The sequence below is a fragment of the Ruegeria profundi genome (assembly GCF_020171505.1).
GTDB lineage: Bacteria > Pseudomonadota > Alphaproteobacteria > Rhodobacterales > Rhodobacteraceae > Ruegeria > Ruegeria profundi.
The window spans coordinates 184,815-201,045 of sequence record NZ_JAIUZS010000007.1; the positions used below are offsets into that span (position 1 = coordinate 184,815).

Here is a 16,231-nt window from a genome sequence, read left to right on the forward strand (position 1 = left end):
GGGAGGGCATCATGCGTATTACCAAGCGGACAAATATTGCAGTGCGGCTGTTGATGTATTGTGCTGCGCATCCGGATCGGTTGGTGACAAAGGCCGAGATCGCGGATGTCTGCAATATCTCGGAAAACCATCTGGCGCAGGTGATCAACCAGCTAAGCCAGCTGAACTACCTTAGCACCCAACGCGGCCGTAACGGCGGCATGTCTTTGGCACGCCCTGCTGATCAGATTCGTATCGGGTCGGTGTTCCGTCATGTCGAAGGGAACCTGCCGATTGCAGAATGTTTTGCCGATGCGGACAACACCTGTCCGTTGACGGATGCTTGCCGTTTGCGCGTGGCACTGCGGGATGCTGCCGAAGTCTTTTATGCCTCGCTGGACGAAATTACGCTGGACGCGCTGGTCTGTGACAATGACCGGCTGTTGCAGATCCTGCAACCGGTGGCCTGCGTCCGCTAGTCCGTGGCGCGTAGGATACGGGCCGGGCGAACCGCCAGGGGGCGCAGGGCAAACAGAATGCCTGCGGCCAGCGTCACGGCGATGCCGGCAAGGACAATGCCCAGTGCCGAAGACCAGATGACAACGAACCCGGTGTCAAAGATATAGGTGGCAACGGCCCAACCTCCGATTATACCAGTCAGCAGGGCAACGCCGCCTGCTGCCGCGCCAAGAAGGACCGAGCGCAGCGCAAAGCTGAACAGGATACGCGTTCGGTCTGCGCCTAGCGTCTTGAGGATCGCGGATTCATAGCGACGTGCGCTTTCTCCTGCGGCGGCGGCTCCGATCAGTACCAAGAATCCGGTCAGCAACGAAATGCCTGCTCCGTAAGAGGTCGCTGCCGCCAATCCGGACAGAAGACCAGAAACGCGGTCAATCGCATCACGCACCCGGATGGCAGTGATGTTCGGAAACTGCCCGGCCAGATCGCGCAGGATGGCGGCCTCAGAATTTTCCTCAGCATAGACAGTGGCGATAAAACTGTGCGGTGCACCCGCCAAGGCTGACGGATTCATCGACATGATGAAGCCCATGCCAGCGGTTGAAAAATCAACTTCGCGCAGCGAGGTGATCTGCGCGGTGATATCCCGGCCCAGGATGTTCACGGTCAATTCATCGCCAAGGGACAGACCCATTTCTTCGGCCTCTTCTGCCGCGAAACTGACTTGTGGCACGCCCGCGTAGTCGTCAACCCACCATTCCCCTGCCGTGATCCGGGTGTTGTTTGGCGGAGCGGCTGAGTAGGTCACGCCCCTGTCGCCATCCAGCACCCAATGATCACCCGCCACCTCGCGCGCGGGCTGGCCGTTGATCTGCGTGATGATCCCGCGCAGCATCGGCGCGCTTTCGATACGGCTGACGGCGGGATCAGAGTCCAGCCGTTCGGTAAAGCCGGGCATCTGGTCCTTTTGGATATCGACAAAGAAATACGACGGCGCCACATCCGGCAAATTGCCCGAAATCGCGTTACGCAATGTGCCGTCGATCTGGCCAACAGCGGCCAAAACCGAAAGCCCCAAGCCCAGAGACAACACGACCGAAGCCGCCCCTTCACGCGGATCCGAGATAGCGGACAAAGCCCACCGCAGGGCGGGACGCCCGCGCGCCGGGGTGGCGCTGACGCGGGCCAGCTTGCGGATCGCAACGGCAGACAAGGCCAAGAGAAGTAGCGCTCCCACCAGCCCTCCGCCGGTCCAGAGTGTCAAGCGGGTCGAGCCGCTGAACCATGCTGCTGATGCGACCAGAAGCGCCAGCCCGATGCCGGTTGCCAACACGAACTGTATGCGGGGAAGGGTGCGCGCCGAAGATAGCGCATCCCGGAACAGTGTCGCTGCGCGTACCTCTTCCGTGCGGGCAAGGGGCCAGAGCGTGAACAGAAAAGCTGTCAACGCTCCGTAAAGTGCGGCCTCGGCCAAGGGACGGAGATAAAGCGCAAAAACTGCAGGCACCGGCAATTGAGCCTCAATCAGCGGGGCCAGCAGAACAGGAAGCACACCACCCAATACAAGTCCCAAAAAGATGCCGATGCCAGACAGGACGCCGATCTGTATCATGTAGGTTTGAAAGATCGTTGCGCGATCTGCCCCCAGAGTCCTTAGCGTCGCGATGGTTTCGGTCTTTTGCGCCAGATAGGCCCGGACGGCGGCTGAAACACCAATACCCCCAACTGCAAGCCCGGATAGCCCCACAAGAATCAGGAAAGCGCTTAGGCGGGCGACAAACTCGGCAATCCCCGGTGCACCATTGCGCGCGTCGGTCCAGCGCATGCCGGTGCCGTCGAAACTCTGCCGCGCGGCGGCTGACAGGTTGTCCAAGTTGGTGTCAGGTGGCAGTGCCAGACGGTACTTAGTGGAAAACAACGTTCCCGGCGCCAACAGGCCAGATGCCCGCAGGTCTTCGGTCCGAACCAGTGTGCGCGGCCCAAGGGCAAATCCATCTGCCGCACCGTCCGGTTCGTGGATCAGGGCAGCCATCAGCACGAAATCCTGTGTGCCAAGGGCAAAGCGGTCTCCGACGGACAAGCCCAGCCGATCCATCAGCACCGGGTCCATGACTGCGCCGGGTAAGTCCTGCGCGCCATCCAAAGCGGTGGATAAGGGCTGTTCCGGATCAAGCCGGGGGAGGCCCAACAATGGATAGGCCGCATCCACTGATTTTACCTGTGTTAGCGCGCGCTCGGGTTCCTCGCCCCGCCGCACCACTGCCATCGACCGGAAATCGACCACCTCGGAGACTTCCGTCGCGGTCCGAGACATCCAGTCGCGTTCTTCCTGACTGGCGAAGCGGTACGTGAACTCCATTTGGGCGTCGCCACCCAGCAATGCCGCACCTTCCTGGGTCAGGCCGGTCTGGATGGCTTGACGCACCGATCCGACGGCAGCAATGGCGGCAACACCAAGCGCCAGGCAAGCCAGAAACACCCGAAAGCCCGGTAGGCCGCCCCGCAGTTCGCGGCGCGCCAGACGAGCCGCCAGCCGCAGGCTCATTCTGCGGCCTCTTGCTGGATGTCTTCGGCAATGGTTCCGTCTCTTAGCCGAACGACCCGGCCGCATTTGCGTGCCAAACTGTGGCTATGTGTGACCACAACTAAAGTAGCCCCGTGCCTGTCGCGCAGATCGAACAGCAAATCAACGATGGCGGCACCGGTTGTCTCGTCCAGATTGCCGGTTGGTTCATCGGCCAGCAAAATCTGAGGCCGCGGCGCGGATGCCCGCGCCAGGGCCACCCGTTGTTGTTCGCCCCCCGAAAGTTGCGCCGGATAGTGATCGCGGCGATGCGACAGACCAACGGCTTCAAGCTCTGCGCCTGCCCGATCAAACGCATCGCGATGTCCGGCCAGTTCCAGCGGCGTAGCCACGTTTTCAAGTGCCGTCATCGTCGGGATCAGGTGGAAATTTTGGAAAACGACCCCCATCGCGTCGCGTCGCAAGCGGGCCAGCGCGTCTTCGTCCATATCGGTCAGGTTGTGGCCCAGTGCGGTGATCACGCCAGCCGTAGCCCTTTCCAACCCGCCCAGCAGCATGAGCAGCGAGGATTTGCCTGACCCCGAAGGCCCGACCAGCCCCAGTGTTTCGCCTTGCGATACCGTCAAAGTGATATCGTGCAGGATATTCACCCGCCCGGCATTGCCATCCAGCGACAAAGCGGCATTTTGAAGCGAAAGAACGGGTGTTGTCATAAGTCTGTCCAAATGGGAGTGATCACTTGGGATATGGAGCAGTTCTGATGTTGCGCAAGGCTTTGATGTCGGTGCTGTTTATGTGCTGCGGCATCGCAGCCACAGCCGAGCAGGTCGTTATCGCCGCTTTGGGAGATTCGCTGACACAAGGGTACGGGCTGCCGCAACAGGACGGATTTGTGCCTCAGTTGGAGCGATGGTTGCAGGCGCAGGGTGAAGATGTGCGCTTGATCAATGCAGGGGTGTCGGGCGATACGACTGCAGGCGGCGCAGCGCGGGTAGGCTGGACCCTGACGTCCGAGGTCGATGGAATGATCGTTGCGCTGGGTGGAAACGACTTGCTGCGGGGGATCGACCCGGCGGTGTCGCGCGCCAATCTCGAGGCAATTATCCAGGCCGCCGATGCGTCAGATGTCGAGGTTTTGCTGATCGGGATGCAGGCACCTGGAAACTATGGGGTCGATTACAAAGAGGCGTTTGACGCGATGTACCCAGAATTGGCTGAAGCCTATGAAACAGGCTATGCCCCAAGTTTCTTCACCGGATTGACTGCCGAAGGCGATCCGGATGCCGCCCGGAAATTCATGCAACCGGATGGTATTCATCCAAACGCCCAAGGCGTGGCCTTGATCGTAGAAACCCTTGGCCCCTATGTGCTGGACCTTGCGCGCACTACACAGAAGTGATCAGACGACCGTGACCACGGTGCCGATCGGCACGCGCGCATACAGATCTATCACATGCGAATTCAGCATCCGGATACAGCCGTTTGACGCAGCGCGCCCAATGGTTTGCGGCTGAGTTGTGCCATGAATGCGGAAATAAGTGTCGATCCCGTTCTGGAACAAATACAGCGCCCGTGCGCCGAGCGGGTTGTCGCTTCCGCCGGGCTGCACATAGTCGTTATCCTTGAAACGGGCATAGGTGATGGGTTCACGCTCGATCATCTCGTCGGTGGGGCGCCATGTTGGCCACTCTTTCTTGACGTCAATCGTGGCGGTGCCCGTGAACTCGAGCCCGGCTTTGCCGACACCACACCCGTAGCGGATCGCCTTGCGTGGCTCGGTCACGAAGTAAAGGTAGAAGGACCGTGGCACCACAAGCAACTGGCCCGGCAGAAAGTCTTTCTTGATCCGCACGTATTGCGGCGTGGGATCGTATTCGACAGCTTGGTTCTTTGCCGTTGCAATGCCGGGCACAAGGACGGCAGCGGCAGATGCTGTCAGGAATGTACGACGCGTGAACATGGCAGCTCTCTTCGACAAAACTGAATAAACCTAGACATAATGTCGAGAGGATAGCCGATTTGGTCAATCGCTGCAGTAAGTAACCTGCATTTGATGTCATCTCGCGGCCACACTTGCGGGCAGCAAAACGATGCAGTGAAACTGTCAGGGCAGGATAGGGCAGAGGAATGCTCTGCCCTTAGAGCTGCTTATACAAGCTCGATGTTGTCAGCGCTTTCGCGGCCGTCACGACCCGAGCGCAGCTCGAACGTGACTTTTTGGTTGTCGGCCAGACCGGTCAGGCCCGAACGCTCGACGGCTGAGATGTGCACAAACACGTCCTTGCCACCTTCTTCGGGTGCGATGAAGCCAAAGCCTTTGGTTGTGTTGAACCATTTAACGGTGCCTGCGGGCATATCCGTTTTCTCCTGTTTTAATGCTGCCCACGGGGTTGCGGCAGCCCGGCGTCGTCGTCTGGATCGAATGACTGAGCGCCGATAAAGGAGACAGTAGGTCGAAGTAGAAAAACGTAAGCGCAGTTCTTATGCCATTGGTAAAGGCGCAGGGCAAGTGGCGTCTATCGGAAGTGCAGTCTGGGCAACAAACAGCCGATCGTAGCAGGGCTGGTTCAGATATTGTACATCTTGCTTTCCATCGGGAACATCTTTCGGATCGCTCTTAGGCTGTTTTCCGAAAGGACCAGTGGTTTTTTGTCCTTCTCTGTTTTTTCAGCTCCTTCCGACTGGTTGACATGCGGAAGCTGTTTTTGATTTTTTCTGGCGCGAGAAAGCGCTTTCAAACTACGAGTTTGTATCGCTTCGGCTAAAGCAGGAAATCTTCGGTCGTCCATTTGACGTGACAACCACCGGTTCAACTGTTCTGTATTTTCTAGCCGAAACAGACGGTTGATATGGTTGTTGCCCGCGCGATCAAAGACGTGGGCTTCAAGGCTGAGTGGGGACAGGTTGTCGGTAGAAATCCAACTGGGTGCAAGCTCTTGCCAAGCCGGGTCCATGCCTACCGAGCCGAATTGAATCCAGTGTTCGAAGTCCATCTTGGAGTTCTCATCCCACGTGGGCTGGTAGTTGTAGTTGCTGTCGGAGTCTGGTTGGAAAAACCGATAATAGGACCACAGCATGTCGGCGGGATGTCGGGTGGTCATGAAAAATTTGAGCTTTGGGTGATGGGGGTACAGCTCTGCCAGCTTAGCTTTGACATAGGGCGCCGTATCGTGGGGGTGAAAATTTTTGACCTGACCGGCTACGTCGACTGCAAAGTCCCCGTGTTTCTTGGAAATGTAGGGCCAAAGATGTTTACGAATAGATGTAGAGCCACATCGCGGTTTGGATATGAAAACAAGGCCCTTGGAGAAAAGTACTCTCACAAATTTGATCCTTTGGCTGTCTGTCTGCGGTGGTGTTGGCCAACAGACGCACACTGAAACAGTTTGGTCGCGTTGCCAAGCTTGCAAGCTGTGGCAAAAACAAAAAGGGGGGGGCGGCGCAACGCGTGATACCCGGCGTGTTTCAGGCGCGTTTCGGATCAAGCCAAAGACCGTCGCGCGCGCATTTTTGGGGGCTCAGCGCGAGGACAGGAAGCCGCATGCAATGGCGTTTAATCGGATACCGGCAGATCTTGAACCGTTGTTCTGTATCGTTTGGACGCAATAAAACAGCGCGGTAACTGATCGATCACCTCGTCGATCGGGTCATATACACGATCTGCTTTTGCCTTCAGGTCAGCCGGAATGTCCTTGGGTGCGCGGTCCCGTCGTTCAGGCGGTTTGAAATCCAGCCCGGTAAAGCGCGAGATGGTATCCTGGTATTCCCAAATCGCGTCATAGTGGACACACAAAACAGGAACGTCTTCGAAAGTCACCCATTCCTTGATTTGACGCGCCTGCTGAAGCACGTCGCGCTCGAACAGTTCGTCGTAGGTTCCATTGGCGTGCAGGTGATAGAAGTGCGATTCGATCCAGTCTGGACCATATCCTTCCATCGCGGCATGGACGGAAAACGCGGAATCCTTGGCCGGTCCAAAGCAGAACACGACACGTGTGTTTTCCGGCCAAGAGGACAAGGACTGTGGGAAGTCATGTGTTTTGTATACGCAGGGTGCACGAAATGTCGCGTCATTCATGCGGGCGACAAAGCTCGAGTGTTTCACGGCTCTGGGCTTGATTTTTTTCAATGATTTTAAAAGAGCCAGGAAAGTCATCGTGCTGCCTGACCGGCCATTGCTTGCGACAATGACACAGTTTTCCGGGGCATTTTGCAGCAGACGCCGCAATTGCAGCGGCGCGAGCCTTTTTCGGACGCTCCGCATCCATTTTTCCCTGCGGGCTTTGATAAAGCCGATCACCGCGCAAACTTCTTGTGCTTCAACCGCTTGGGCTCCAGTGCGTCCGGGCCGAGCCTGCGCTTCTTGTCCTCTTCGTAATCTTCGAAATTGCCCTCGAACCACTCAACATGCGCGTCGCCCTCAAAGGCCAGAATATGCGTGCAAATCCGGTCGAGGAAAAAGCGGTCGTGGCTGATGACCACGGCGCAGCCGGCGAAATCGACGAGGGCGTCTTCCAGTGCGCGTAGAGTTTCGACGTCCAGATCATTGGTTGGTTCGTCGAGCAGCAGCACGTTGCCGCCCTCTTTCAGCAGGCGGGCCATGTGGACGCGGTTACGCTCACCACCTGATAGCAGCGAGACCTTCTTCTGCTGGTCGCCGCCCTTGAAGTTGAAGGATGAGCAATAAGCGCGGGAATTGACCTGTGCATCGCCCAGTTGGATGACCTCGGCGCCGCCTGTGATCGCCTCCCACACGGTGTCGTTGTCCTTGAGGTCGTCGCGCGACTGGTCGACATAAGAAAGCTGCACAGTGTCGCCCAGCGTAATGGTGCCGCTGTCGGGTTGTTCCTGACCGGTCAGCATCTTGAACAGGGTCGATTTACCTGCACCGTTGGGGCCGATGACACCGACAATGCCGCCGGGGGGCAGGGCGAAGTCCAGCCCTTCGATCAGTTGCTTGTCGCCCATGTGTTTCGACAGGCCTTCGACCTCGATCACCTTTCCGCCAAGGCGCTGGCCGTTGGGTATGACGATCTGGGCGCGGGTCAGCTTTTCCCGCTCGGACTGTTCGGCCAGATCGTTATAGGCGTTGATCCGGGCTTTGGATTTGGCCTGACGGGCCTTTTGACCTTGGCGCATCCATTCCAGTTCGCGCTGCAGGGTCTTCTGCTTGGACTTGTCCTCGCGCGCTTCCTGCTCCAGCCGTTTGGCCTTTTGTTCCAGCCATGAGGAATAGTTGCCCTCATAAGGAATGCCGCGGCCACGGTCGAGCTCCAGAATCCAGCCGGTGATGTCATCCAGGAAATAGCGGTCGTGGGTGACGATCAGGATGGTGCCCTTGTAGTCGATCAGGTGCTGTTGCAGCCAGGCGATGGTCTCGGCGTCCAGGTGGTTGGTCGGTTCGTCGAGCAGCAGCATATCGGGCGCTTCCAGCAGCAGCTTGCAGAGCGCAACGCGGCGTTTTTCACCGCCTGACAGCGTTTCGACATTAGCGTCGTCGGGCGGACAGCGCAGCGCCTCCATCGAGACGTCGATCTGGCTGTCGAGGTCCCAGAGGTTCTCGGCGTCGATCGCGTCCTGCAGGGTGGTCATTTCCTCCATCAGCTCGTCCGAATAATTCTCGGCGATCTCCATGGCGATTTCGTTGAAGCGATCAACCTTGGCCTTTTTCCCGGCCACGCCCAGCATGACATTTTCACGAACGGTGAGGGATTCATCCAGCTGCGGTTCCTGCGGCAGATAGCCGACCTTTGCGCCCTCAGCCGCCCATGCCTCACCCGTGTAGTCGGTGTCGAGGCCCGCCATGATCTTCATCAGGGTCGACTTACCCGCGCCGTTGACGCCGACAACGCCAATTTTCACGCCGGGCAGAAAGCTCAGGTGGATGTTTTCAAAGCACTTCTTGCCACCGGGATAGGTCTTCGAGACACCCTGCATGTGGTAGACATATTGATAGGCGGCCATGTCGCGTCCTTTGGGTCGGGGAATTCAGGTTGCAACGCTAGATATCCAAGCCGGGCGGGCGGGGCAAGCTGGAGGTTTTGTGATTTTTACCGCTCACACGTGTCGGCTAGGTTGGCGACACGGAATAGGGGGGTGATTTGTCGGAATTGGCTGAATTGATCGCAGGTTGGGCACAGCCTGGACGGATCGAATGGATCGGTGTGCGGCCGGATCGGCGCGCGCCCATGACTGTAGTGGAAGAGCTTGCCCTTACTGCAAATGGGCTTGATGGCGACCGGGGCCGCGCGGGCAAGCGGGCGGTGACGCTGATCCAGCAAGAGCATCTTTCAGCGATTGGCTCGTATCTGGGGCAAGGGCCGGTCGCGCCGGACATTCTGCGGCGCAATCTGGTGGTATCGGGGATTAATCTGTCGGCGCTCAAGGGGCGCGAGGTACGGGTGGGCGAGGCGGTTTTGCGCTTTACCGTCATCTGCGCGCCCTGCAGCCGGATGGAAGAGGCGCTGGGAAAGGGCGCCTATTCCGCCGTCCGTGGGCACGGGGGATGGTGCGCCGAAGTGGTGCGGCCCGGGCGGGTCAAGCTAGGCGATAAGGTGCAACCTGTTGATTGACAACGACCCGCAGTTCTGAACAACAGCAAGGGATGTTGCGAAGCTCTATTCCATATGCGCGGTCCGGGCAGGTGGTGGGATTGTTCGGCGGGTCATTTGATCCGCCGCATCCGGGGCATGTGCATGTCACGCTTGAGGCGATGAAGGCGTTTGGACTGGATCGGGTATGGTGGCTGGTGTCGCCGGGCAATCCTTTGAAGGAACGTGGGCCGGCACCGCTGGCGCGACGGGTCAATGCGGCCAAGACGGTGATGAGGCATCCGCGCGTTGAAGTCACTGACCTGGAGGCCTTAACCGGGACACGGGCAACCGCTGACACGCTGGCGGCGTTACGACGCCTTTACCCACACGTGAAATTCGTGTGGCTTATGGGGGCTGACAATCTGGCGCAGTTCCACAAATGGAAAGACTGGCGTTTGATCATGGACAGCGTTCCCGTGGGCGTAGTCGCGCGACCGGGAGACAGGATTTCCGCAAGGATGTCTCCGGCAGCGCGGATTTACGCAAAGTATCGCATCGACGGGCAGGCGCGGCACTTGCTGGGGCGGGCGCAGGCTCCGGCGTGGTGTTTTATCAACGCACCGATGATCAATGTCAGCTCGACCGAGATCAGAAGTCGCGGCGATTGGAGCGGCAGGGTGTTGCCCGAATAGCCCCTATCGGCGCATAATCTTATTCAATGGTTGTGCGCCTGTGATCTCTGGGATTTTAATTGACCCATGGTTGAACGTATTTCGCGACGTCTGTTTCTTACAGGTCTTGGGGTCTCTGTCCTGTCGGGTCAGGCTTTGGCCGATGCACCTGTGCATTCCTTACGGCCACAGATGCGGGGCGACCTGCCCAGTGGGGCAGAGCGCCTTATACAGGCCGCAAGGTTACGAGGCGAGGTTGTCTTTGCCGTGGCCGATGTAGAAACCGGCGCACAGCTTGAGGCGTTTGGCGGTAATCAGGGCTTGCCACCCGCGAGTGTCGGTAAAGCTTTGACCGCGCTGTATGCGTTGGATGTTCTGGGTGCGGACCACCGATTTGAAACCGCTTTGATGGCTGATGGTCCCATTGAAAATGGGGTGTTGAAGGGGGATCTGATCCTGGTGGGTGGCGCGGACCCGTTATTGGACACCGATGTCCTTGCCAACATGGCCGCGAACCTGCGTGAAGCCGGCATTACCGAGGTGCGCGGGGCGTTCAAGGTGTATGACGGCGCTTTGCCCTATGTGTTCAGCATTGATCCGGGGCAGCCGGATCATCTGGGATACAGCCCGTCGATCAGTGGCATTTCGCTGAATTTCAACCGTGTCCATTTTGAGTGGAAGCGGGCCGGCAACGGGTATGATGTGACCATGGACGCCCGAACTGCCCGCTACAGACCGTCCGTTGATACGGCCGCGATGCGTGTTGAGAAACGTAACTTGCCTATCTACACCTATCAGCCAAGCGCGCGGCAGGATCGCTGGACAGTCGCCCGCGCTGCGTTGGGCAATGGTGGCGCGCGTTGGCTACCTGTCCGCAAACCTGCGCTTTATTCAGGAGATGTGTTCCGGACGCTGGCTCGGTCTAACGGGATTGTTCTTGGGCGTGTTCAAATCACGCGGGAAACGCCCCAGGGGCAGGTTTTGGTTGTCCACCGGAGTGATCCGTTGGAAAGCATCCTGCGGGGGATGCTGAAATACTCAACCAATATCACCGCAGAAATGGTGGGCATGGCGGCGTCCAGAGCGCGCGGGGTGGACATTCAAGGCCTGGCGGATTCGGCGGCCGAGATGAATCGATGGGCTAATGAAACTTACGGCGCGACCGGGATTGCGATGGTGGATCATTCGGGGTTGGGTGATGCGTCCCGCGTGGCACCGGAAGATCTGGTGACAGCTTTGGTCGCTGCCCGAAAGGACGGCGTACTGCGACCGCTGCTGAAGAAGTTCGCCCTAGTCGACAGTCAGGGTCGTCCGGTCAGGGATCATCCAATCAAGGTGGATGCCAAAACCGGAACACTGAATTTCGTGTCAGGGCTGGGCGGGTTCATGACAGCTCCGGATGGATCGGAACTGGCGTTTGCAATCTTTACCGCCGATGTCGGCCACCGTGCGACGATCCCCCGCGCGCTGCGCGAACGACCCGACGGCGCCCGCAGCTGGAACCGCAGGTCCCGCAAGCTGCAACGTGCCTTGATCGAACGGTGGGGATCGCTGCAGGGCAGTTAAGCTCAGGTCGTGTGGCGCGCCCGGGCACCGCGTTCAATGGCCGCTGCGTGCAGGCGATCGATGTTCAACTCATAGCGGATTTCTTCCAGCAGGCGAAGCTCGGTCTCGGCCAGGGACCCATCCGCCGCGGCGACATCACAGGCCAGCGCATAGGCCGTTTCATGCAGCCGGTCCGGCAGGTTGTCGCGGATCAGGCCAAACAGGGCGTCGAGCCCGTCTTCCTGTTCGAAAAGGTCGAACACGACTTGGGATACGCGCCGCGTACGGTCAGCATCATATTCCGCGAAAACCGGCAGCATGTTGACTGCGCCTTCGATCTTGACCAATTCGGCCGTCCGGATCGTTTCATCTGACGCAGAGATCGCGACCATGATCGCAACAAGGCAATCCTGTGGGGACATTGGGTGAGCTACTTGTTGGGTCATGGTGTCGTCCTGCTTGGGCTTTTCTGCACCCGCACGATAGGTGGACTGAAAGGCAGGTTCAACGGATTTTGCCCTCGACCCGGTCAGAGAATCGGCAACGGTCCCCTCGTTTTGGTCTGGCGCAGCACGAAATTGCTGCGGGTATCGCGCACCAAGCCGGATTTCAGCAGCCGCTGCATGATGAAGTGTTCCAGGTTTTCGGGTGTTTTGGCATAAACCTTCAGAATGAAATCATGATCGCCGGTGATTGAGGCGCATTCGACGATCTGCGGTTCTGTTTCAACAAGCCGCTGAAACGACGTGATGCTTTCCTCTTGGTGATCGCGCAGCGCGACATGGACATATGCGATGGCGTCGAGACCTACGGATTTGGCTCGTACCTGCGCAGTATACCCGGACACCACACCAGACGCTTCGAGATCGCGCACGCGACGCCAGCATTGCGAGGCAGATAGGCCGGTACGGTCCGCAAGCTCTTGCATCGACAATCGGCCATCAATCTGAAGCTGGCGCAGGATGGCAATATCAGCGGATTGGAGATTTTGTTTCATTTAATCTGACCCCGCGAAATATATATGTCAAAATGACCTAACTTCTTTGAGGTTTCAAACGAAAACCACCGGGTTTCCTGGCTACACTTTCTGACCGGAGGAAAAGTGATGCCAAAGTCGACCAAGTATGTTTCCAAAGTGGCCGATGCACGCGGCCACATCACCTATACAGCCGAGGAAGACGCCGTTTGGGCTGATCTTTACGCCGCGCAGCAAGAGAATGTGCAGCGTTACATGGCCCGCGACTATCTTGCCGGGCTGGGTCGGCTGGACTTGCCAAAAACCCGCGTGCCGTCTTGTGCGGACATCTCGGAACGGCTTTTGGACCTGACGGGTTGGCGGGTGCAGCCCGTTCCGGCGCTGATCGGGTTCAAGACCTTCTTTGGTATGCTGGCGGACAGGGTGTTCCCCGCCGCGTCCTTCATCCGGTCGCGTGAGGATTTCGATTACATCGAAGAGCCCGACATCTTTCATGAGATTTTCGGCCACACCCCATTGCTTAGCGACCCACGTTTTGCAGCGTTCAGCCATGCGATCGGAAAGGCGGGCGTACAGGCCCGCGAAAAAGACTATGCCTGGTTGATCCGGCTTTACTGGTTCTCAATCGAATTCGGGCTGCGCCGTCAGGATGGTGAGATCAAGGCGCTGGGGTCGGGGCTTGCGTCATCGCCTACGGAACTTGTCTACGCCGTAGAAAGCGATATTCCCGACCGCGACCCGTTCGATGTTCTGACTATTCTGCGCACGCCGTATCGGATCGACATGCATCAGATGGGTTACTTCGTGTTAAACTCACCCGAGGAGCTGTTTGCAGCCGCCGAGCGTGACTTGCTGGCAGATGTACATCAGGCGCAATCCCTTGGATTGCTGCCAAACAAGTTCCCACCCAAGTCAACCGCAGCGGAGTGAAGCCGTAATGCCACAATCAGCAGAGACCAGCAGCCTGTCCGACCGAACCTGTGTGCCCTGTTCCGGTGGCGTTCCGGCTTTGACCCAAGCCGAGGCCGAAACGCATATGGCCAAACTCGCGCCTGATTGGAGACTGGACGCCGAAACCAAAGAGCTGAGCCGTCATTACAAATTCAAAGGGTTCGCCAAGGCGACCTATCTGGCCAATCTCTACGCGTGGCTGGCAGATCAGCAGGGGCATCACCCGGATGTAACTTTTGGCTGGGGCTATGTTGACGTCAAGCTGACCACGCATGAAATCGGTGGCCTGAGTGAGAATGACTTTATCTGGGCTGCGAAACTGGACCAGATGACTGCGTAAAATAGCCGTTCCATCACGAAAAACAGCGGGCTTTATTGACTCATGCTGCACCGGCACAATAGGAGGGGCCGGTCGGTTGCATGCGGCGGCTGACGCTGTTTTTCCCGATGGAGCAAATAAATATGTCTGAACTGCGCGAAACCGCGATGTCGTCCAAGGCCTGGCCTTTTGAAGAGGCGCGCCGGTTGCTCAAACGCTATCAGAAAGGTGCTCCGGAAAAGGGATACGTGCTGTTTGAAACAGGGTACGGCCCGTCGGGATTGCCGCATATCGGAACGTTCGGTGAGGTGGCGCGGACCACGATGGTCAAGCGCGCGTTTGAGGCACTGTCCGACATTCCGACCAAGCTGATCTGTTTCTCGGACGATCTGGACGGTATGCGCAAGGTTCCCAGCAACGTGCCCAATCCCGAGAAGCTGGAAGAACATCTGCAGCGCCCGTTGACCTCGGTCCCTGATCCGTTTGGCGAATATCCCAGCTTTGGTGAGCATAACAACGCGATGCTGCGCCGGTTCCTGGACACGTTTGGTTTCGAGTATGAGTTTTACTCGGCCAAAGAGTTCTACGAGTCCGGTCAGTTCGACGAAATCCTGAAGCGCGCTGTCGAGAAATATGATGACGTGATGGCCATCATGCTGAAAAGCCTGCGGGAAGAGCGGCAGCAAACATATTCGATCTTCCTGCCAATCCATCCGGAAACGGGCAGGGTTCTGTACGTGCCCATGAAAAAGGTCTGTGCCGAGACCTATACTGTTACCTTCGATGACGAGGATGGCAAGGAATGGACCGTTCCCGTCACCGGTGGCAACGTCAAGCTTCAGTGGAAGCCGGACTTTGGTGCGCGTTGGGCGGCTTTGGGCGTCGATTTCGAGATGTATGGCAAGGAGCACGCGACCAACGAAAAGATTTACGATGGGATCTGTCGCGCGTTGGGCGGGCGGGCGCCCGAGCATTTCTCGTATGAGCTTTTCCTTGATGAGAACGGTCAGAAGATATCCAAGTCCTCTGGCAATGGTGTGTCGATTGACGAATGGCTGACCTATGCGCCGACCGAGTCGTTGGCCTATTTCATGTATCAAAAGCCCAAGACGGCCAAGCGGATGCATTTTGATGTGATCCCGAAAGCCTATGACGAGTATCACCAGCAGTTGCGTGCGTATCCGGGGCAAGACCTGAAGGCTCAGTTGAACAACCCGGTCTGGCACATCCATGGCGGTGATGTTCCAGAGTCGACCTTGATCGTGCCCTTCGCGATGCTACTGAACCTTGCGTCGGTTTCTGGTGCCGAGGACAAAGAGGCGCTTTGGGGCTTTATCCGCCGCTATGCGCCCGAGGCCACAGCCGAGAGTCATCCCGACCTCGATCAGGCAGCCGGGTTCGCGGTGCGCTATTTCAACGATTTCGTCAAGCCAACGCGTCAGCACCGTGCGCCTACGGATCAGGAGCGTGAGGCGCTTGAGGCGTTGAAGGCTGCTTTGGAGTCCTATGACGGGCCTATCGAAGACGAGGCGCTGCAATCGGTGGTCTACTCGATCGGGCGCGAGCGGTTCGATCCGATGCGCGGTTGGTTCACGGCGCTGTATGAAGTGCTGCTGGGTGCCTCGCAGGGGCCGCGATTTGGTGGATTCATCGCGCTATACGGCGTGAGCGAAACGATCAACCTGATCAACAAGGCATTGGCCGGTGAACTGGTCTGATTTGACCTGACATCACGTGGGGCTACTCTTGGTTCAGGAGGTAGCCCCATGCGTCGTTTATTGCTTGCTATTTCGTTTTGTGCCGGTCTGGCGTCGGGGGCACTCGCCCAGAGCGATGAGATCGAAAAAAACATCGCAGCCCAAATTCAGGCGTTTGAGGCTGATGACTTTGCCACAGCCTTTACCTATGCCAGCCCCGGTATCCAGCGCCTGTTCCAGACGCCCGAGAATTTCGGCGTGATGGTGAAGCGTGGATATCCGATGGTCTGGCGTCCGTCCGAAGTGCGGTTTCTGGAGCTGCGAGACGTGGCCGGATCGCTATGGCAAAAGGTCATGATCACCGACATTGATGGCCAGGTGCATATTCTCGATTACCAAATGGTTCCGCTTGAGAATGGGTGGAAAATCAACGGCGTACAGCTTTTGGGCAATTCCGACCCTGCGGCCTGACGCAACATCACCGTCACGGTGACATGATCGGCGGTTAATCCCTTTTCAGTACTCAGGCTTTTGCGTTCGGGACGTGTCGCCCCGGACACTGGGTTCATGCGCGTGG

General features: G+C 58.0%; 18 protein-coding genes. 9 read left to right on the forward strand and 9 right to left on the reverse strand.

The annotated features are described in order from the left end of the window. Positions 1 to 11: 11 nt before the first annotated feature. Positions 12 to 458 (forward strand): RrF2 family transcriptional regulator, encoded by a 447-nt coding sequence (locus tag LCM21_RS16455; protein ID WP_224891573.1) that lies wholly within the window; start codon positions 12 to 14, stop codon positions 456 to 458. Here the strand turns inward: LCM21_RS16455 and LCM21_RS16460 are convergent. Further along, a complete protein-coding gene (locus LCM21_RS16460; protein WP_224891574.1) occupies positions 455 to 2,983 on the reverse strand; it encodes an ABC transporter permease in 2,529 nt (842 codons plus the stop codon). The two genes, LCM21_RS16455 and LCM21_RS16460, sit on opposite strands and share 4 nt — an antisense overlap. Continuing rightward, the gene (locus tag LCM21_RS16465; RefSeq protein ID WP_224891575.1) at positions 2,980 to 3,675 is read right to left on the reverse strand and encodes an ABC transporter ATP-binding protein; all 696 of its coding nucleotides are present in this window, start codon (positions 3,673 to 3,675) and stop codon (positions 2,980 to 2,982) included. The genes LCM21_RS16460 and LCM21_RS16465 overlap by 4 nt, the downstream gene beginning before the upstream one ends. A 47-nt stretch (positions 3,676 to 3,722) precedes the next feature. Between LCM21_RS16465 and LCM21_RS16470 the strand changes: the two genes are divergently transcribed. Beyond that, the gene (locus LCM21_RS16470; protein ID WP_224891630.1) at positions 3,723 to 4,361 is read left to right on the forward strand and encodes an arylesterase; all 639 of its coding nucleotides are present in this window, start codon (positions 3,723 to 3,725) and stop codon (positions 4,359 to 4,361) included. On the opposite strand, the gene LCM21_RS16475 is transcribed toward LCM21_RS16470, so the two are convergent. From LCM21_RS16475 to ettA, 5 genes are all read right to left on the reverse strand, one after another. Continuing rightward, on the reverse strand, positions 4,362 to 4,922 hold the full coding sequence (locus LCM21_RS16475) for a L,D-transpeptidase (protein WP_224891576.1): 561 nt from the start codon (positions 4,920 to 4,922) through the stop codon (positions 4,362 to 4,364). Positions 4,923 to 5,110: 188 nt separating this feature from the next. Next, positions 5,111 to 5,317, reverse strand: coding sequence for a cold-shock protein (locus LCM21_RS16480; RefSeq protein ID WP_068338249.1), 207 nt, complete (start codon positions 5,315 to 5,317; stop codon positions 5,111 to 5,113). A 212-nt stretch (positions 5,318 to 5,529) separates the two neighbouring features. Continuing rightward, on the reverse strand, positions 5,530 to 6,285 hold the full coding sequence (locus LCM21_RS16485; protein WP_224891577.1) for a sulfotransferase family protein: 756 nt from the start codon (positions 6,283 to 6,285) through the stop codon (positions 5,530 to 5,532). A gap of 230 nt (positions 6,286 to 6,515) precedes the next feature. Continuing rightward, positions 6,516 to 7,226 carry a hypothetical protein gene (locus LCM21_RS16490; protein WP_224891578.1) on the reverse strand — a complete coding sequence of 237 codons (711 nt, stop codon included), beginning with the start codon at positions 7,224 to 7,226 and terminating at the stop codon, positions 6,516 to 6,518. Between the two features lie 32 nt (positions 7,227 to 7,258). Then, entirely contained in the window at positions 7,259 to 8,926 is a 1,668-nt protein-coding gene (gene ettA, locus LCM21_RS16495) for an energy-dependent translational throttle protein EttA (protein ID WP_068338255.1), read from the reverse strand. 137 nt (positions 8,927 to 9,063) lie between these two features. On the opposite strand from ettA, the gene LCM21_RS16500 reads away from it, so the two are divergent. The 3 genes from LCM21_RS16500 to dacB all read left to right on the forward strand — a co-directional run bounded on the left by LCM21_RS16500 (position 9,064) and on the right by dacB (position 11,732). Beyond that, a complete protein-coding gene (locus LCM21_RS16500; RefSeq protein ID WP_224891579.1) occupies positions 9,064 to 9,534 on the forward strand; it encodes an MOSC domain-containing protein in 471 nt (156 codons plus the stop codon). Positions 9,535 to 9,566: 32 nt separating this feature from the next. Beyond that, positions 9,567 to 10,187: a nicotinate-nucleotide adenylyltransferase gene (locus LCM21_RS16505; protein ID WP_224891631.1), complete on the forward strand. Its 621-nt coding sequence runs from the start codon at positions 9,567 to 9,569 to the stop codon at positions 10,185 to 10,187. Positions 10,188 to 10,253: 66 nt separating this feature from the next. Beyond that, a complete protein-coding gene (gene dacB / locus LCM21_RS16510; RefSeq protein WP_224891580.1) occupies positions 10,254 to 11,732 on the forward strand; it encodes a D-alanyl-D-alanine carboxypeptidase/D-alanyl-D-alanine endopeptidase in 1,479 nt (492 codons plus the stop codon). 2 nt (positions 11,733 to 11,734) lie between these two features. Here the strand turns inward: dacB and LCM21_RS16515 are convergent, their stop codons facing one another. Next, positions 11,735 to 12,157: a tellurite resistance TerB family protein gene (locus tag LCM21_RS16515; protein WP_068338262.1), complete on the reverse strand. Its 423-nt coding sequence runs from the start codon at positions 12,155 to 12,157 to the stop codon at positions 11,735 to 11,737. Between the two features lie 83 nt (positions 12,158 to 12,240). Continuing rightward, positions 12,241 to 12,708 carry an Lrp/AsnC family transcriptional regulator gene (locus LCM21_RS16520; protein ID WP_224891581.1) on the reverse strand — a complete coding sequence of 156 codons (468 nt, stop codon included), beginning with the start codon at positions 12,706 to 12,708 and terminating at the stop codon, positions 12,241 to 12,243. 108 nt (positions 12,709 to 12,816) lie between these two features. Here LCM21_RS16520 and phhA point away from each other — a divergent pair, with 108 nt between their 5' ends. The 4 genes from phhA to LCM21_RS16540 all read left to right on the forward strand — a co-directional run bounded on the left by phhA (position 12,817) and on the right by LCM21_RS16540 (position 16,125). Beyond that, positions 12,817 to 13,617, forward strand: coding sequence for a phenylalanine 4-monooxygenase (phhA, locus tag LCM21_RS16525; RefSeq protein WP_224891582.1), 801 nt, complete (start codon positions 12,817 to 12,819; stop codon positions 13,615 to 13,617). A gap of 7 nt (positions 13,618 to 13,624) precedes the next feature. Then, positions 13,625 to 13,978 (forward strand): 4a-hydroxytetrahydrobiopterin dehydratase, encoded by a 354-nt coding sequence (locus LCM21_RS16530; RefSeq protein ID WP_224891583.1) that lies wholly within the window; start codon positions 13,625 to 13,627, stop codon positions 13,976 to 13,978. A gap of 122 nt (positions 13,979 to 14,100) precedes the next feature. Next, positions 14,101 to 15,675, forward strand: coding sequence for a lysine--tRNA ligase (locus LCM21_RS16535; RefSeq protein ID WP_224891584.1), 1,575 nt, complete (start codon positions 14,101 to 14,103; stop codon positions 15,673 to 15,675). 48 nt (positions 15,676 to 15,723) lie between these two features. Continuing rightward, positions 15,724 to 16,125: a DUF4864 domain-containing protein gene (locus LCM21_RS16540; RefSeq protein WP_224891585.1), complete on the forward strand. Its 402-nt coding sequence runs from the start codon at positions 15,724 to 15,726 to the stop codon at positions 16,123 to 16,125. The last annotated feature ends 106 nt before the right edge of the window (positions 16,126 to 16,231 follow it).

Bases quoted from the DNA above. Each gene is read 5' to 3' on its own strand.
- LCM21_RS16530 (WP_224891583.1), top strand. From the start codon at position 13,625: ATGCCACAATCAGCAGAGACCAGCAGCCTGTCCGACCGAACCTGTGTG.
- LCM21_RS16505 (WP_224891631.1), top strand. From the start codon at position 9,567: ATGTTGCGAAGCTCTATTCCATATGCGCGGTCCGGGCAGGTGGTGGGA.
- ettA (WP_068338255.1), bottom strand. From the start codon at position 8,926: ATGGCCGCCTATCAATATGTCTACCACATGCAGGGTGTCTCGAAGACC.
- LCM21_RS16480 (WP_068338249.1), bottom strand. From the start codon at position 5,317: ATGCCCGCAGGCACCGTTAAATGGTTCAACACAACCAAAGGCTTTGGC.
- LCM21_RS16490 (WP_224891578.1), bottom strand. From the start codon at position 7,226: ATGCGGAGCGTCCGAAAAAGGCTCGCGCCGCTGCAATTGCGGCGTCTG.
- LCM21_RS16515 (WP_068338262.1), bottom strand. From the start codon at position 12,157: ATGACCCAACAAGTAGCTCACCCAATGTCCCCACAGGATTGCCTTGTT.
- LCM21_RS16465 (WP_224891575.1), bottom strand. From the start codon at position 3,675: ATGACAACACCCGTTCTTTCGCTTCAAAATGCCGCTTTGTCGCTGGAT.
- LCM21_RS16520 (WP_224891581.1), bottom strand. From the start codon at position 12,708: ATGAAACAAAATCTCCAATCCGCTGATATTGCCATCCTGCGCCAGCTT.
- LCM21_RS16540 (WP_224891585.1), top strand. From the start codon at position 15,724: ATGCGTCGTTTATTGCTTGCTATTTCGTTTTGTGCCGGTCTGGCGTCG.
- LCM21_RS16535 (WP_224891584.1), top strand. From the start codon at position 14,101: ATGTCTGAACTGCGCGAAACCGCGATGTCGTCCAAGGCCTGGCCTTTT.
- phhA (WP_224891582.1), top strand. From the start codon at position 12,817: ATGCCAAAGTCGACCAAGTATGTTTCCAAAGTGGCCGATGCACGCGGC.
- LCM21_RS16455 (WP_224891573.1), top strand. From the start codon at position 12: ATGCGTATTACCAAGCGGACAAATATTGCAGTGCGGCTGTTGATGTAT.
- LCM21_RS16475 (WP_224891576.1), bottom strand. From the start codon at position 4,922: ATGTTCACGCGTCGTACATTCCTGACAGCATCTGCCGCTGCCGTCCTT.
- dacB (WP_224891580.1), top strand. From the start codon at position 10,254: ATGGTTGAACGTATTTCGCGACGTCTGTTTCTTACAGGTCTTGGGGTC.
- LCM21_RS16470 (WP_224891630.1), top strand. From the start codon at position 3,723: ATGTTGCGCAAGGCTTTGATGTCGGTGCTGTTTATGTGCTGCGGCATC.
- LCM21_RS16460 (WP_224891574.1), bottom strand. From the start codon at position 2,983: ATGAGCCTGCGGCTGGCGGCTCGTCTGGCGCGCCGCGAACTGCGGGGC.